We start from the raw sequence: 17,778 nt of genomic DNA, 5'->3' as shown, positions 1-17,778 counted from the left end.
GCTGCCTACAACAATTAAGGAAATGTACTCTCTTTTTAATTGTTTAATAGAAACTCAAGAGCAAGCTCATTAAATTCTTCTGCATGTTCGATATGTGCATTGTGACGGCATTTTTCAAACATTTTAGCTTGAGAGTTTGGAATACTGCTTTGTAATTTTTCCGCATAATCAGGGTATTTCAATTTGTCGTTTTCCCCACCGCAAATTAAGACAGGAACCTTAATCTTTCCATAATCAGGGATATGGCGCTCCTTTTCCTTAGCTACAGGAGATTTTAAGCGAGCGGCAGAGGCGGCTTCCCAAGCACCTGGAATTAGACTTGATTCATACCTTTTTTCCAAATACTCTCCAGATTTCCATTTATCTTCATAAAAAATAAGATCCAAGACTTTTTCCATATACTCCTTAGTGCAATCATATTTAGTTAGAATTCCGAATGCTTCAAGATCAATCGGTCCTCCTCCGCTAATCACGATAAGCTTTTTAATTGGCAAGATCGGCTGTTCTTGTGCTGCTACTGCTAAAAGCATGCCGCCTCCTACTGAACTTCCCATGAAGGAAGCTTCATTTATGCACATCACCTGCATGAATTCCTGAATATGATTCAATCGAAAAGCCTGTGGATCATCAAAATTAAACAATTTATCGGTGTGACCAAATCCGACCATGTCAAGTGCATACACATGAAAGTGTTTGCTCAGCGCTTCGATATTGTACTCCCAACTATTTTCGGCACTTCCTCCATATTCACCGCTATGTATTAGAATTAACGGTTCTCCTTCACCGGCCTCTAAATAGTGTGTACGAATATTCCCTACCATTACATACTTGCTTTGAAACATAGTATCCCTCCTGATTCGTTAATTTTGCGAAAAAAATAGGGTTCATCCATTTTATTTGCCTATTTAACTTTTAGTCAAAATGGTTGAGACAAGACCTGAGTGTTGGTCCACATCCCCTCTGTAGTGCAGAAATCCACCATTTTCGTAGATTTGTAGAGATAACTCCCTTTAAGCAACAATGAAGAGCAAAGGACTCACTGTTACTTCAAAGGGACCAAGAAATCAAATCATCGCATGAATTTCACGATTTCGGCCGTGAATGGTCCGGCAGCCTCAATGTTCGACAAATGAGCGGCCGCCAATTCAAGATATCTGGCATCAGGAATCTGTTCTGCAAGCAATTGCACGACGTTCGGAGGCATGGACAAATCTTCACTGCCCGCAATCACCAATGACGGAACAGATATACGGCAAACGGTATCCCTTTGATCCATGTCCCGGATTGCTGCACAGCAAGCTGCGTAACCCTCTGGTGACGTTGCCAATACCATTCTTCTTAACTTTTCTACCTCGTTTGGTGCCTTATCGTGAAAGGACGCACTCAAGCAGGTCTTTAAACTTCCGCTGACAACAGCATCCATCCCGCCCTTGAGAACGGATTCAATGCGCGAATCAAAGACTTCAGCAGCCCCTTTATATGACGCAGTATTACAAAGGGCGATTTTCATCAGGCGGTCAGGAACATGCCCGGCCAGCCATATTCCGATCATGCCACCTATCGAAATGCCGCAAAAATTTGCCCGCTCAATTTCCAAACCATCTAACAAGCCCACTACATCTAATGCCAACTGCTCTATCGTATAAGGTCCAGGGGTCGTATCCGACGCTCCGTGCCCACGCATGTCGTAGCGCAACACCCGAAAATGCTGTGTGAATTCTGGTATCTGCAAATCCCACATGGAAAGATCGGTTCCAAGCGAATGGGAGAGAACCAAGACAGGCAGATCCGCCGCACCGTCAAAACGATAATGCAATTTGGTTCCGTTTACATTAATAAAACTCATACCTTATCTCCTTAAATTGTATAGTGTTATTTACGCCCGCGACCCACCATCGATCTTATATTCGGATCCTGTTATAAAAGAGGCTTTATCAGATGACAAGAATAAAACGAGCTCTGCAACTTCTTGTGGCTTGGCATAACGTTTCAAGGGAATACGCTGCTCGGCTTGCTCCCTATGTTTCTCTGTTCTTTCCGGTGAACGAAACTCTTCAATTATATTTATCATAGGTGTATATACAGCAGATGGACAGATGGCGTTAACCCGGACCCCCAAACCTGCCGACTCCAGGGCGGCTGTTTTGGTTAGCCCGATGATTCCATGCTTAGTAGCCGAGTAAGCGGCTTGTCCGACACCGCCATGCAATCCTAGGCCAGACGACGTATTCACGATGCTTCCTGATTTTTGTTCTTGCATGACTTTCAACACGTGCTTTAAACCATAAAAAACACCCTTTAGATTTACATTTATAACCTTATCAAAATTTTCAGCGGTGATTTCCGTCATTCTTGCCAATTTGCCTATAATGCCGGCATTGTTAAAGAATATGTCAATCCTGCCGTACTTCTCTTTTGTCGCCTGAACGAAGTTCATCACTTGATTTTCGTTTGAAACATCGGCTCCTATCGCCAAGTAATCTTCTAGTTCTAGTTCCGACGCAACGGATTCCAGGGCGGATTGATCTAAATCTACCAATGCTAGTTTTGCCCCTTGTTTGGCAAACAGGCGTGCCGTCTCTTTACCGATTCCTCCAGCAGCACCCGTAATGATTACTACCTTATCTGCAAATTCCACTAAGTTCCCTCCTTACTTAAATACGGAGTAACCGTCATCCAACATAACGGTACTTCCATTAATAACATTTGCTTCTTTCAGACAAAGCAGATAAACAGCATCAGCAATGGCTTCAGGTTTTATAAGCTCTTTTCTCATGTGCTTGCTACTAGCTCTATCTTTACTTTTACTGATAGGTGTATCCACGAATCCAGGTGCTATCCCGATAACCCGAATACTATATTGGGCCAACTGAAGCGCAGCACATTGGGTCATCATTTTCACAGCAGCTTTGGATGTGTGGTAGCTAAAACTTCCTTCTTCGGATGCAAGGAAACCATAGACGGAACCGTTATTGACAATTATGCCGTTAATACCAAGATCCTTCATTTTGCGTGCTGCTGCTACAATGCCATAGTAGACACCGTACTGGTTTACTTTTATAACCCGATCGTAAATCTCCGGATTGAGCTCAAGGAGCGGTGCTTTTCCACTTGTACCAGCGTTATTAAACATAACATCAATTCTTCCATATGTATCCACAGCGAAATTAACTGCGTTTTCTACATCATGTAAGTTTGCCACATCTGTTTTAATATACACTGCTTCCCCGCCATCTTTTTTTATCAGGTCTACTGTTTCCATTCCACCGGCTTCGTTAAGATCCGAAACGACTACTCGCGCCCCTTCGCGAGCAAATTTACGTGCTGTCGCTCGACCAATCCCACTGGCTGCCCCTGTAATGACAATTACCTTTTCTTTTGCATTCATACTTGTTAACCTCCTCTCATAAACTCATATCCAGTCTAACTATTTTGGATTGACAGGAGAAATTATACTATTTCTATTCATCCGAAGATTCTATATATATTTTGTCAATAAGGGGAATTCCCTATGACCTTACGCCCTACCATTTAACCCAAAGCTCTTTCGGTCCACGTGCAAACAGATTAGAAACGATAGGTTTTATTTCATCCTCAACAAGCTGGAGGTTTGGCAGCCGTTTGGCAAACTCTTCGAGAATCACTCGCACCTCAAGGCGGGCAAGCGGAGCACCGATACAGAAATGTTTTCCAAAGCCAAAGCCCAAGTGGTCCTTCGTATTTTTACGGTGAATATCAAACTTTTCTGGTTCTTCAAACTTGGCTTCATCATGGCCGGAGGAAGCCATCACCAGTAGTAGGTTTCCACCTTCTGGAATCTCTACACCACCGATATTTACCGATTTCAGTGCACGTCGCCGCCAGTAGAATACGGGAGGATTGTAGCGCATAACTTCCTCTATAGCATTCGGGATGAGGTTCGTATTAGCACAAATCTCATCCCATTCATGCCGTTCGGTGAGCAAGGTACGGATGGCGTTGCCCGCTAGGTTAGTCGTCGTTTCATGGCCGGCAAACAGGAGGCCGTACAGGATTCCCGAGATGTCTTCCAAGGATAATATGGTATCATCCCCATTCCGATAACGGAGCAAGTCTCCCAGGAAGTTATCCGGCGTAACCTCGGCATCTGCGACCTCTTTTACCATTTTTTTAGATAATCTCCAAAAATCCACTACCCCATGGGCTTCCTTCACCTGCTCTTCTGCCGGGAGGTTACCAAATCTCAACAACAGACGCTGCTCGGAGAATTGCTTAATCTCAGACAAATACTTTTTCGGAAAACCTAGGAATTCGAAGAGAACCTCTGCTGGAAATTCAAAGAACATTTCCGAGACTAAATCGACTTTTTCCTTGTAAATAAAACGATCAATGTATTCAGAAACGAGAGCCCGAACCTTCGATTCCATTTCATTCACCCGCTTCGGGACAAAAGCATAGTTAATAGGTCTGCGAATTTTTTTATGTTCAGGATCATCATTGGTGACAGTATTATTCGGGTTAACCTCACCCTCCCTAAGGATTTGGATGGCCTGTTGGGATAACGGCCGCATGGCTTCCTTGAGAATCTTCGATGAAAACGAAGCCGGTTCGGCAAGAATTTTCTTTATGTCCGCATAGCGAGTTACAACCCAGTAGTTCAACTCAGGGTGATAAAACACGGGTTCGTTCTGTCGAGCATTTTCCCAAAAAGGATAGGGATCTTCCCAATAGGTTTGGTCGAAGGGTTTAAATTCGCTTCCGGCGCCATGAAACGGACATTTGCCAGTGGATGCAGCATTATTCTCAAGAATCATACATTTACCTCCCTTAATAAAATCATGTTTGCTACTTTGAAATCGAGCTACTGGCAGTAAAGAAGAGGGGGAAACCCTAGGTGCCCAAATCTAATGGCCGCATTCGGGTCTCACCTCAACTTTTGTGGCTTTCTCTTCCTACTCCGCTTTTTTCAAAATGGTATCATACACTATTTCGAGCTGTCTTTCCCCTTAAATTAGGGTATATAATTAACGTCACTAGTGTTGCATTAATTCAAATTTACTATATGAAATACTCAAAATGTTCAATTATATTATTTTGTGCATAGAAAAATGGATAAAACAGTATCCTAAAAAGAAAAGAATATAAGACTGAAAACTCTGTTGATATTTATGCAACACTAATGAATTAACGTAGAAAAAAGATAACCCGCCCCTATTTTAACCCACCGACACTTCTTCACTGTGATTTACAGTCTTTCTTTCATTCACATCTGGCTTACAGAATAAGGTGAAAACTAAACCGGAAAGCAATAATAGCGAGCTCATAAATATGATCGAATAGTCAAATCCAAGCGCTTCATTCGCACCGGCAAATTGCACAATGAATCCGGTCACAACGGGTCCAACGACCCCTGCGAATTGGGCGAAACCCGTTCCCACACCAAGGATTAACCCTTTCCTTTCAGGCATCAAGCTCAGCGCAATCGGCACCCACAGGATAAACACGGCATGTACCATGGCTTTAGCTAAAATCATGGCGATAAGTATATAGATGGGATGGGTAAAAATGGTCATCGAGAAGTACAGGACACCTGGCAGAACGGTACAGATACCGGCAACCATAACACGCGCTTTGCGCAGACTGTTATGTTTCTGGAATAAACGATCGGAAAACCAGGCAATTAATATTGTTAACACAACATACGAAGCCCCCAAGATGGATGAAAAATACCCCATCTCAGCCGGTGTCAAATGGACCACTTTCACCAAATAGGCAGGTAAAAAGGACTGCGTCCACACCAAAACCCAATAGGTCGAAAAGAGCATAAGACAAACCATTACAAAAGGACGAGACAGTAATACAGGGTAGGTTTCCGACCATTTCAATTTCGGCATCGTTTTTACTTCTGTCGTCCCGGCGTTCTCCGAAACCGGCTTCTCCTTCCCTAACCATAACCAAAAGACAACCCAAGCTATACTAATAGCACCTAAAACGCCAAACGTCTGCCGCCAACCCAATTCCTGAATACCGAGAACGAGCAAAGGAGCACAAATCAAACCGCCTACCGCACTGCCGGCATTGACGAGGGAAATAGCCAAACTGAGGCGTTCCGGCCTAAAAAACTTGCTTACATGATTGTTCGAGGTGGGTGAATACGGTCCTTCGAAAGCACCTAACGCCATTCTCATGATCATCAGACCGATTATCCCCGTAACGAGAAATGCGCCGGACTGAATGACCGACCAGGCAAGCAGCATGATAGTCAACATATTTCTGGTTCCAAACCGGTCAGCTAATGGCGATCCGAAAATTCCCGAAATCATAAAGAGCCAGAAAAAGCTGCTGCTTATCAAACCCCATTGCGTGTAGCTTAGATTAAACTCTTCCATAATTGGGACCGCTGCATATCCCGCAACCATTTTGTCAGCAAAGTTTATAACCATACCTATAAACAAAAATACAACTATCCTCCAGCGCATGAACAATTCACTCCTTAAACATTAGAATCTATCCCTTTAATAGCTGTTGCTGCTCAACGGTTGCGCTTTCATCTTTTTTGGTTGCAGTTTCCCTATTCGTTTGTTACGATCTATTGTCCAGATAGATTCCACCTTCCATATCTGAACGAATGATCATCCAGCACGCTCTGGAACAATGACCGCAGCTTCTTGGTCGAAATCCCGCAGAAGACTTTCACCTGCCTTAAACACCTAATCGAAATAATCTTTCATAGGAATCAAACGAAAGGTTGGGTAGAACAAAATCATTGGCAAACGTTCCTTTTTTCAGAACATATTGCCCAAGCTTTATTTGGCATATGATGCCAAGCAAACTCCTAAATGTGAAAACCTGATTTTCCAGATCGTTCAGGGCTTGTTTCGTCCATATAGCTTTAACTCAACGAATTATTTTTACTGAAATGTAAATAATAGAATACTAATAAATAAAATTGAATAATCAAATCCGAGCGTTTCATTAGTACCTGCAAGATTGCACAACCGTTCCAGTCACAACGGAGCCGATAATCCCTGTCAATCAACACCCAGTACTAAACCTTCCCTTTCGGGCAGCAAACTTGCAGCAATCGGCACCAAGAGTACGAACATGGAGGTCGCCATTGGTTGCCCGAAAGAATGGCGACTTCTCCGCTAACCAATACACGTGATTTGAAGAGGCTGTTATTTTTCTTAAAAATAAACGACCAGAAAACCAGGCAATTAGTAATTCTAACTAACTGTTACCCCCCATGATTGTATGAACCAGTTCCTCCACTGAAGTCGATAATGATCGGCTTCCCAAACACGTTTTTTCTTGTTTATGGTTGTTGTTTTCCCGTTCATATTTTTAATAGATTGCGAGAGTTAAGGCTTACCGAGCTAAAGCAACATCGCTGGTTTTCATAAAGTCTCGAATGAACGAGATCACTTCCTCAGTCTGTTCAACATCGACTAGATGTGAAGCGTTTTCAATGATTTTCAACTCCGAGTGGGCAATACGGCGTTGAAATTCTTCCCCATACACGACTGGGATTAACCCGTCTTGTTTGCCCCAGATCAACAGCGTTTGTGCTTTAATCCGGTGTATTCGCGACTTTAACCCTTTATCAGGGATAGGCCATAAAAACTTGGCTGCCGCTACCTGGTTTTGGATCCGCTCAATCATTAACTCCGTGCGATCATCGAGATCATCCGGAACATAGCGCATCATTTGCGCTTCAGGCGAATCTTGATCCAGTATGAGTAGTCTATTAAGTTCCTCCGGCAGCATAGCAAACATATCCGGAATCGGATGATCTTCTAGAAACAATCCTACCGGGGCGATAGCCACTAATTGCTTCACACGACTTTGATCTGTTGCCGCCAGTTCCGCCGCGATCATGCCACCAAGCGAATGGCCGATGACATGGGCCGATTCAAGTCCGAGTTCATCGAACAAATCATAATAGCAGAGAATCAAATCCCATAAATTATTGATTGTCTCAAGCCCTGTCGAAGCCCCTGTTCCAGGTAAGTGAGGGGCATACACCTGGTAATGATCGGAAAGTTGATCGAGAAACCGATTCCACTTCAACCCTCCTAAATTATGCAAAAACACAACGGGCTCTCCCTGCCCCGCAATTTTCACTTCAAAAGAAACGTTTTCATTTATCTTAATAATTTTGCTGATCGGCTGTGCCATGTTTTCGCCCTCCTCATCCATTTAAATTGCCACTACGGCTGTGTTAGCGTTTCTTGTACTTTTTCTTCCGAAATCCCTTTAGGCCAATATTGTGAGTCATCCCATTCACTGTGAATATCTTTTACATACGGCATTACTTCTTCGGCAAACATCTGCATATTTTTCCGTGTAAGCCAATGCGGCATGGAACCAGCGTGCAATAAAGCCACAACGTTTCCGGCCCGAATACTCCCCAGGACATCCCTCAACCGATCGCGAACCGTAGTCGGTGAACCTGCGATGATAAAACCTTCATCAATCAAATCCTGCCAGGTCATCGTACCGTCTTTGAGCATGTCTCCCGGTCTTTTTTTAGTTCCGTCAAACTGGGAACGAAGTCCTGCCCGCAGACTTTTGACCGTTCGATAACCTGGAGCTTCGGCAAATCGGCGATCGGTGTGCATGCACTTACTGAAGAAGTAGCGGATATGTTCCTCATATTCTATTTGAGCTCGCTCATCTGTCTCGGATACAAAAATAAACTGGCAGATTCCTGTTTTATACGGATTCCTATCCCCACCTAACTCATCGTTACGCTCCCAGAATGGTCCCAACACCTTATTGGCATACTTATGGCCGAAGTAACTGAGAAAAGAGAAAGAATATTGATTTTCAATGCAGAAATCATAGGTTTCCACACTGCCGCCGCCGGGAATCCAGACCGGCGGATGCGGTCGTTGAGCCGTGCGCGGCCATGGATTGACGTAGCGCAATTGATTGTACTTGCCATTCCACATGAAGACTTCATCACTCTTCCACGCCTTCATAATCAGGTCATGCGCTTCGTAATATCGTTCCCGCAGTTCTGCCGGGTTTATTCCATACGCGTAGTTTCCATCCATGGAGGTACCTACCGGAAATCCAGCGATCAGCTTTCCACCTGACAAGACATCGAGCATCGCCATTTCTTCAGCTACCCGTATTGGAGGATTATATGCAGCCAAGCTGTTACCGAGTATGAGTAGGCTAGTTTTGTCGCTATTTCTTATTTTTCGAGATAAAATGGACGCCATCAGATTCGGGGATGGCATCATGCCATAGGCATTGCTGTGGTGTTCATTGACACCGACTCCATCAAAGCCCAAATCAATCGCATACTCCAATTCATCCAGATAGTCATGATACATGCGGTGTCCCAACTCCGGATTAAAGAGTGTCTTGGGGGGTGTTACCCATACGCTCGGGTACTTTTCTTCAAAATCTGAAGGTAATTCGCGATACGGCATGAAATGAAAGGCAATAAACTTCATAATGGTTTCCTCCTGAATTTACTAGTTTTACAATCGGCTATCCCCTCTATTTGACAACTCATCTATGAAGCTGTCTATTCCCTAAAAGTTGGGTGATTGTCCATTCAGTTTAACTCAACGATATATTTTCCCTGAGATGTACAGTGTATCTTACATGATGATCCGGTTTGCAGAAAAAGCTGCTCCCTACCAATCCCCATTGAGCGTGTTATGATTAAACACTTTCATAATCGGAACAGCTGCATATCCCACAACCAACTTATCTGCAAAGTTCGCAGGGACAAATCACTTCTCCAGAATTGATAATAGATTCTTCGGCAATCACGGCGTTAGATGGACAACAACCTATTTTATTATAATTTAGAAGGTCGGTCTATAAGGCATGTCCCTTTTTGAAAGCGTTTTAAATTGAGTGGTTAAAAATTAGCTGTTTTTTGATCCATCATTTAAAGGACACAACTTCCGTTTGGTAGTGGTATCTTCAACACTTTCACTTTACCGGATAAATCGATATCTAAATCATTCAAATTGTTATGTTATTTGACCCCTGCGGTTAGAGCAAAATGAAATGACCTCGTCTTTACAAAGCGGAAATGGACTTCTCTCAAGTATTGTCCTCTCCCTAAATCTTGTGTTACAGGAATCTTGCCTCTATGAGGCTTGTTGTCAGTATCAAGGCACCGTGTTCCTCCAGATTAACGCATGGTTCGGCAGCGTAATCCAACATGTCGTTTAGTTAGCTCGTAAGCGTCTTCCACCCAGTCGGACAGTACGGCGCGTGTTTCGCTCGGCTCAATAATATCCACAACTCCGAACTTTTCAGCGGTGCGGAACGGAGAGGCAAGCTTGTGGTAATAGCTCTCCAGCTCTTCTCGGCGGGCAATCGGATCTTCTGCCGCAGCAATTTCCTTTTTATAGGATGCGGCCACGCCGCCTTCAATCGGAACCGACCCCCAGCGCGCCGACGGCCAAGCAAAGCGATGGTTGAGCGAGCGGCCTTCCGGACCTTGTTTCGGTCCGTGCGCACCACCACCGACCCCGAAAGCACGGCGAACAATGATTGAGCACCACGGAGTTTGTGCCTGTTCAATCGCTGCGATCGCACGCATTGCCGCACCCATCGTACCGTTGCGTTCGGCTTCCAATCCCGTCATCACTCCTGGCTGATCGACGAAATTAATAATCGGGATATGGAAGGTATCACACAAGTCAACAAAGCGCTCCATTTTTCGCGCCGACTGCAGGGTTAATGCCCCTCCCATAACAATTGGGTCGCTCGCCATCACACCTACTGTATAACCATTCAACCTCGCCAGACACGTAATGGTGGAACCCCCGAAGGTTCGGGCTATTTCAAATATGGATCCTTTATCGAACACGGTTTCCAATATTTTGCGAGGCTTGTAGATCTTGCGTCGGTCTTTCGGAATGATCGAGTTTAACTCTTCATTGACACGCCACGGATCATCATCCGTAAATTTGCGTTCAGGGACTTCCCAAACATTTCGCGGCATATAAGAGAGAAATTGGCGTACTTGACGGAATGCATCCGCTTCATCGACAGCTTCATTATTGACCACACCGCTCATTCGTGTATGAACCTGCCAGCCTCCTAGTTCATCCTTTGTCACATCCTGGTTCAGACCTTGCTTCACCACAGGCGGACCAGCAGCAAAAACCTGGCTCATATCCTTCACCATCACGGAAAAGTGCGCAAGTCCCACTCTGAGGGCACCAAGTCCCGCACAAGCCCCTAACGCAACGCCAACAACAGGGACACGACCTAAAAGAGAGACATTTGACCACATTGGATACCCTGGAATCTTGGTACCTTGGTTTTTTTCAAGATCTTTGACACTCCCACCGGCCGTGTCTACTAACCGAATGAGCGGCATCTCCATCTCATGTGCCATACGCTCAGCATAGACCCACTTTTCAGGAACGGCAGACTCAGATGAACCTGCACGTATCGTGAAATCATCACTCGTGACAATAAGTTTGCGCCCTTCAATTCGTCCTGTACCAGCAATGGAGTTAGACGGCGTGAACGATTCCAGATCTCCATCCTTGTTGTATTTACCTTTTCCCGCAATCTTCCCTATTTCGCGAAAGCTGTCCTCATCAAGTAAAAGATCAAGACGTTCACGAGCTGTCAACTTACCTTTGCTATGCTGATAGGCAATCGATTCAGGCCCGCCCAGTCCTTCGGCTACCTTGCGTCGGAACCGAAGCTCCTCCAGTTCTGGAGTCCAATCCAATGCTGCTACTTCCGGTTTCTTTTTTTCTGTCGTTTCCATCTATATTTCTCCTTTAACTTTGGAATTTTTTCTCTTTCCAGCATTTTGTCGTCCCATCAGGCGATTCCCTCGTCACTTTCCAACATAAACATTTTTTTCCATTTCCACTGAATAAACCACATTCCGGGATTCCAACTCCGCAATGCGCAACTCGTCCAAGTCCAGTAAATCGGCCAGCACACTGCGTGTATCTCGTCCCACTTCACCGCCAAGCTGATAAATGGCGCCGGGTGTGGAAGAAAGCTTCGGTGCTACCCCGATGACGGTCAGTTTGCCAAATGTTTCGTGGGGCATTTCAACGAGCTGTTCACGCTCCCTGAAATGTGGGTCAGTAAAAATATCCTCAATGGTGTACACACGCGAGGTTGGTACCGACGCTTCCAGTAAAACAGCTTCAATTTCTTTGCCCGTGCGCTCTCTTGACCATGCTGAAACGATCTCATCCATTTCATCGACCCGCACCGAGCGTGACTTTTGTGTGCTGTAACGCGGGTCGTCAGCAAGCTCTGGTTGTCCCATGGCCTCTGTAAGCCGCCGGAAGATAGCATCGTTGTTGGCGGCGATCAACACATACTCGCCATCCTTGGTGGGATAAAGACTATTGGGAGCGGTATTCGGCAGCTTTGCACCCACTCTTTTGGGTACGATACCAAGCTGTTCAAAAGCTGGAACGTGTGGCTCCATCAAGCTGAATGCGGCTTCGTACAAAGATGCGTCGATTACTTGTCCTATTCCTGTCTTTTCCCGGTCAACAAGTGCCATCATCGCACCAAAAGCAGCGTAAACGGCGGTCAGATGGTCAGTGACGGCAAGTGCCACCCGAGCCGGAGGCAGATTCGGTTCCCCTACCATGTGTCTTACGCCAGCCACTGCCTCGCAGGTGACACCGTATCCCGGACGAGGACTGTAGGGGCCAGACTGGCCGTATCCGCTGATACGCACCATGATAAGCCCCGGGTTATCTTTTTTGATGTCCTCATAATCCAGTCCCACCAGCCGGTCCAGCGTACCGGGGCGAAAGTTTTCGATCACGATATCGACTTTGTTCATCAGTTCGCGTACAAGATTCTGTCCTTCGATGGTCTTCATATCAACGGAAATAAGTCGCTTGTTGCGCAGAATCGAAGCCGCATAGAGGGAAACGTCGTCGGCGTGCCGCCCCATATTTCGGACCGGGTCACCGGTTCGCGGTTCAACTTTGATGACCTCTGCGCCAAAGTCGGCCATCAGGCGTGCGCAGAACGGGCCAGCAATAGTCGAGCCCAGCTCCAGCACACGATACCCGGTCAAAGGCCCTTGCGGCTTATTTAGTTGTAGAACTGATTGTCTGTCGTTACCCGCTTTTTGATGTTCCTGAGACATTTCCATCTACCCCCTCTTTTAAAGTGCTTTAATCCTCCAGAACGACTGTCAGATCACCCTCTGCTATGGAATCTCCTTCGTTTACCTTGATTTCCTTGACAACACCCGCAGCGGGCGCCATAATCGGAATCTCCATCTTCATTGATTCCATTATTAGTAAAACATCCTCTTCCATCACCTGCTGGCCTGCCTTTGTTTCAATTTTCCATACAGATCCCGATATTTCAGCTCTTACTTGTATAAGTGCCATGTGAGCGTCACCCTTCCAATTAATATTTAAAAGATTTAAAATATTCCTTATATGTTTATTATTTAAACATATAAGGAATCTCGATGTGAAATACAAATTTACAATATCAATATAAGCATGGATTATGATTGATCTTAATCAAGACACCAGTGGTGCAACCAAAACTGTGTTTCTATTACAGTTAGTTGATTGGATTAAACAACATAACTGTAGCTCATGTCGCCATGGAGAGCACGAGTGTTTATTGGAAACCTATTGTGAACTTACTTGAAGCTGAGGATATCGTGTTTTTAGTTGTGAATGCACAACATATGTAAAACCGATGTAAAGGATGCAGAGTGGATGGCAAAGCTTCATCGTCATGGACTGCTTAAAGCTAGTTATTTTCCTGACCGAAAACAAAGGGAATGACGGGAACTTGTTCGCTATCGTCGGAGTATCATTGAGGAACGTTCAAGACAAATCAATCGCATCCAAAAGGTATTAGAGGGAGCGAACATTAAATTAGGTTCAGTTGTTTCAGATGTTTTGGGTGTTTTGGCTCGAGAAATGCTTGACGCTATTGCCGAATGTGAGGAAGATCCTACAAAACTAGCAAACTTTGCACGACGAAAAAGAAGAAAGATGAACTGGAACTCTCACTTATGGGTTATATCCATTCCCATCAACGTCTAATGTTAAAAACAATTTTGTCTCTTCACCATTGTTTGTGATTTAGAAAAAACTCTGGCAATTAGTTAGCTGTTAGAAAAGTGCATAACTAAAATATGTAATAATTTCCTTATATAAAAGCCATGTAAAAGCGGATATTTCCTCAAGATTAGGAAACATCCGCTGTTTTATTATCATATTGATACATCTTCTATTGCCCTATTAGCATCCTTTGCTAATCCCCACCATAGTTCAGTAAATGAATCAAAATTGCTCTTTAGGCATATGACAATATAGCCGACTTAAAAGACAATTACTATGGTTTTGATTTTTTTAACTCAATTAACAAATCTCCGGTTTGAATCGCATCATCATTTTTTACATATAAGTCATTCACAACACCTGAGAATGGTGCTTGAACGGTTGTCTCCATTTTCATGGCTTCCGTAATTATTAGGTGATCGCCCTGCTTAACTTGATCCCCTTTTTCGACCAAAACACGAATTACCGTACCAGGCATTGTCGCACCGAGTTGTTCTTTATTTTTTGGGTCAGCTTTCATTTTTGATATAACGGAAGATTTAATGTTTTCATCCTTGATGATCACTTCACGTGATTGACCATTCAACTCAAAATACACAACCCGTGTTCCATCAGTCAATGGTTGACCGATTGATACTAATTTAACGATAAGCGTTTTACCCTTTTCAATTTCAACTTCGATTTCTTCCCCTAATCTCATACCATATAAGAAAGTGGCCGTATCAAGGTTTGAAACATTGCCGAACAATTCAATCGTTTTATTGTAATCCAAGAATACTTTTGGATATAGGGCATATGCAAGTACATCGAAATCTGTAACAGCACGTCCCAACTGCTTGAACAATTCTTCTTTTAAAGCGCCAAAATCTACGTCTTCCAACAATTCACCCGGTCTTACGGTAATAGGTTTTTTGCCTTTCAGGATTACCTCCTGAAGCTCTTTTGGGAATCCTCCAACCGGTTGTCCCAAATAGCCTTCGAATAACTCTATTACGGAATCAGGGAAATCAATAGTTTGACCTTTTGTAAGGACATCTTCTTCAGATAAGTTATTTTGCACCATAAATAAGGCCATGTCTCCTACAACTTTAGAAGACGGCGTTACTTTAACGATATCTCCGAACATTGTATTAACGCGCTGATACATTTCTTTGACTTCATACCAGCGTTCTCCTAGCCCAACCGCTTTAGCCTGCTGCTGCAGATTACTATATTGACCGCCCGGCATCTCGTGTTTGTAAACTTCAGTATGAGGGGCATTCATTCCGCTTTCGAAGTCATGATAGATTTTCCTGACTTCTACCCAGTATTCTCCTAAACTCTCTAGTGAATCTATTTCCAATTTAGGCTGTCTACTTGACCCCTCTAGTGCATAATGAAGTGTTTGTATACTTGGCTGTGAAGTCAGTCCAGCTAAAGAGCCAATCGCCGTATCAACGATATCCACACCAGCTTCAATCGCTTTCGTATACATGGATATTCCATTTCCGCTTGTATCATGAGTATGCAGGTGGATGGGAAGAGATGTCGTTTCTTTCAGTTCCGATACAAGGCGATAAGCAGCTTCCGGTTTCAGAAGTCCTGCCATATCCTTGATAGCTAAAATATGAGCACCGGCATGTTCCAACTCCATCGCCATATTTTTATAGTACTCGATATTATATTTGCTACGTGACGGATCATTCAAATCCCCGGTATAACAAATGGCAGCTTCCGCAATTTTGCCTGATTGACGGACTGCATCAATAGCCACTTCCATCCCTTTAACCCAGTTTAAACTATCGAAGATACGGAAAACATCTATGCCCGCATCCGCTGATTTCTCTACAAATTCACGAATGACATTGTCTGGGTAATTCTTATAACCCACCGCATTTGAAGCCCTTAAAAGCATTTGTAAAAGCACATTCGGTGCTTTTTTCCTAAAGCTTAACAGCCTGTCCCATGGATCTTCTTTCAAGAAGCGATAAGCTACATCGAAAGTTGCCCCGCCCCACATTTCCATTGAAAATAAATCAGGAAGGAGTTTTGCTGTAGGCTCAGCGATATCAAGAATATCTTTCGACCTAATTCTCGTCGCCAATAAAGATTGATGTGCATCACGGAAAGTCGTATCAGTAATCAGTACCTCTTTCTGATCTTTAATCCAATTAACCAGTCCCTCTGCACCTTGTTGTTCCAGAATATTCTTCGTACCCGAGATAAGTGGCAGTCCGCCAACATTCGGAATTGGCGCTGAATCGAAAACAGGTTTTTTCTTTTTTTCCACTCCCGGGAAACCATTTACCGTTACATTACCGATATATGAAAGCATTTTTGTCCCACGGTCTTTTTGGACTGGGAACGTAAATAGTTCCGGTGTTGAATCAATAAAGGAAGTATCGTATTCACCATTAATGAAATTCTCATGTTTTACAACATTTTCAAGGAATGGAATATTCGTTTTAATTCCACGAATCCTGAATTCCTTAAGGTTACGCACCATTTTTGATGCAGCCTGTTCAAATGAAAGCGCATGTGTTGAAAGTTTAACGAGAAGTGAATCATAATATGGTGTGATAACAGCCCCTTGGAACCCATTACCAGCGTCCAAACGTACTCCAAAACCTCCACCTGAACGATACACCATCATTTTTCCAGTATCCGGCATGAAATTATTCAATGGATCCTCAGTTGTTACCCGTGACTGAATAGCAAAACCATGTGTTTTAATACCAGCTTGTTCAGGAATCCCAATCTTTTTGCCATGAAGTTCATGTCCTTCAGCAATCATGATTTGTGATTGAACAATATCGATACCTGTAATCATTTCAGTAATGGTATGCTCAACCTGTACCCTTGGATTGACTTCAATAAAGTAAAATTCACCATTTGCAACAAGGAACTCGACAGTACCCGCGTTGACATAGTCAATATTTTTCGCCAATTTGACTGCTGCCTCACAAATTCTTTCACGTAAGTCCTCAGAAAGCGAAACAGAAGGTGCCACTTCTACAACTTTTTGATGACGTCTCTGAACAGAACAGTCACGTTCGTATAAATGCACGATATTTCCGTGAGTATCAGCCAAAATTTGAACTTCAATATGTTTTGGATTTTGAATAAATCTCTCTACATAGACCTCATCATTACCGAAGGCTGCTTTGGCTTCAGATTTTGCGCGATCATAAGCCTGTTCAACATCTTCAATTTTCTCAACGATTCGCATTCCGCGCCCACCGCCGCCTAGTGACGCTTTTACAATAATTGGAAAACCATATTGTTCACCAAATTCTCTCACTTCTACAACACTGGTTACAGGACCTTCGCTACCCGGGATGACCGGAATATCAGCTAGTTCTGCTTGGGTTCTTGCTTTTACTTTGTCACCAAACATATCTAGGTGTCTTGATTCTGGTCCGATGAAGATAATGCCTTCTTCTTCACAACGTTTAGCAAAATCAATGTTTTCTGAAAGGAAACCATAACCAGGATGAATCGCATCGACTCCGCTCATCTTAGCAATTGCAATAATACCTTCAATATCTAGGTATGCATCAATCGGCTTTTTGCCTTCCCCAACTAGGTATGCTTCATCCGCCTTATATCGATGGTAGGATCCATAATCTTCTTTTGAATAGATTGCAACTGTACTAATATCTAATTCCGTACACGCCCGAAAAATCCGAATCGCTATTTCTCCACGATTTGCCGCAAGTACTTTTTTAATCTTCTTTGTTTTAAGAAACAT

12 protein-coding genes and 1 pseudogene are annotated in these 17,778 nt (G+C 43.7%); 1 reads left to right on the top strand and 12 read right to left on the bottom strand.

Annotated elements, in window-relative coordinates; translation table 11 throughout:
- Positions 1-35: 35 nt before the first annotated feature.
- The 11 genes from J2Y03_RS09200 to J2Y03_RS09150 form a co-directional block, all read right to left on the bottom strand.
- Positions 36-842, bottom strand: coding sequence for an alpha/beta fold hydrolase (locus J2Y03_RS09200; protein ID WP_310193155.1), 807 nt, complete (start codon positions 840-842; stop codon positions 36-38).
- A 227-nt stretch (positions 843-1,069) separates the two neighbouring features.
- The gene (pcaD, locus tag J2Y03_RS09195) at positions 1,070-1,846 is read right to left on the bottom strand and encodes a 3-oxoadipate enol-lactonase (RefSeq protein ID WP_310193152.1); all 777 of its coding nucleotides are present in this window, start codon (positions 1,844-1,846) and stop codon (positions 1,070-1,072) included.
- 30 nt (positions 1,847-1,876) lie between these two features.
- A complete protein-coding gene (locus tag J2Y03_RS09190; protein ID WP_310193149.1) occupies positions 1,877-2,638 on the bottom strand; it encodes an SDR family NAD(P)-dependent oxidoreductase in 762 nt (253 codons plus the stop codon).
- Between the two features lie 12 nt (positions 2,639-2,650).
- Positions 2,651-3,388, bottom strand: coding sequence for an SDR family NAD(P)-dependent oxidoreductase (locus J2Y03_RS09185; RefSeq protein WP_310193147.1), 738 nt, complete (start codon positions 3,386-3,388; stop codon positions 2,651-2,653).
- 136 nt (positions 3,389-3,524) lie between these two features.
- Positions 3,525-4,793: a cytochrome P450 gene (locus J2Y03_RS09180; RefSeq protein WP_310193145.1), complete on the bottom strand. Its 1,269-nt coding sequence runs from the start codon at positions 4,791-4,793 to the stop codon at positions 3,525-3,527.
- Positions 4,794-5,195: 402 nt separating this feature from the next.
- Complete coding sequence (locus J2Y03_RS09175) at positions 5,196-6,458, bottom strand: MFS transporter (RefSeq protein ID WP_310193143.1); 1,263 nt, start codon at positions 6,456-6,458, stop codon at positions 5,196-5,198.
- 889 nt (positions 6,459-7,347) lie between these two features.
- On the bottom strand, positions 7,348-8,157 hold the full coding sequence (locus tag J2Y03_RS09170) for an alpha/beta fold hydrolase (protein ID WP_310193141.1): 810 nt from the start codon (positions 8,155-8,157) through the stop codon (positions 7,348-7,350).
- A gap of 32 nt (positions 8,158-8,189) precedes the next feature.
- Positions 8,190-9,446, bottom strand: a complete 1,257-nt coding sequence (locus J2Y03_RS09165) for an LLM class flavin-dependent oxidoreductase (protein WP_310193139.1) — start codon at positions 9,444-9,446, stop codon at positions 8,190-8,192.
- Positions 9,447-10,141: 695 nt separating this feature from the next.
- Positions 10,142-11,743 (bottom strand): acyl-CoA carboxylase subunit beta, encoded by a 1,602-nt coding sequence (locus J2Y03_RS09160; RefSeq protein ID WP_310193136.1) that lies wholly within the window; start codon positions 11,741-11,743, stop codon positions 10,142-10,144.
- A gap of 72 nt (positions 11,744-11,815) precedes the next feature.
- Positions 11,816-13,105: a CaiB/BaiF CoA transferase family protein gene (locus J2Y03_RS09155; RefSeq protein WP_310193135.1), complete on the bottom strand. Its 1,290-nt coding sequence runs from the start codon at positions 13,103-13,105 to the stop codon at positions 11,816-11,818.
- A gap of 28 nt (positions 13,106-13,133) precedes the next feature.
- Entirely contained in the window at positions 13,134-13,355 is a 222-nt protein-coding gene (locus J2Y03_RS09150; protein ID WP_310193132.1) for a biotin/lipoyl-binding carrier protein, read from the bottom strand.
- A 154-nt stretch (positions 13,356-13,509) separates the two neighbouring features.
- On the opposite strand from J2Y03_RS09150, the pseudogene J2Y03_RS09145 reads away from it, so the two are divergent.
- A pseudogene (locus J2Y03_RS09145) lies at positions 13,510-14,038 on the top strand (IS110 family transposase); the annotation flags it as partial.
- Positions 14,039-14,322: 284 nt separating this feature from the next.
- Here the strand turns inward: J2Y03_RS09145 and pyc are convergent.
- Complete coding sequence (pyc, locus tag J2Y03_RS09140; protein WP_310193130.1) at positions 14,323-17,778, bottom strand: pyruvate carboxylase; 3,456 nt, start codon at positions 17,776-17,778, stop codon at positions 14,323-14,325.

The organism is Neobacillus niacini, from assembly GCF_031457145.1.
In the GTDB taxonomy this organism is placed as follows: Bacteria; Bacillota; Bacilli; order Bacillales; family Cytobacillaceae; genus Neobacillus; species Neobacillus niacini_J.
The sequence above is the reverse complement of the archived record's forward strand: the minus strand, read 5'-3'. Positions and strand labels throughout refer to the sequence as shown.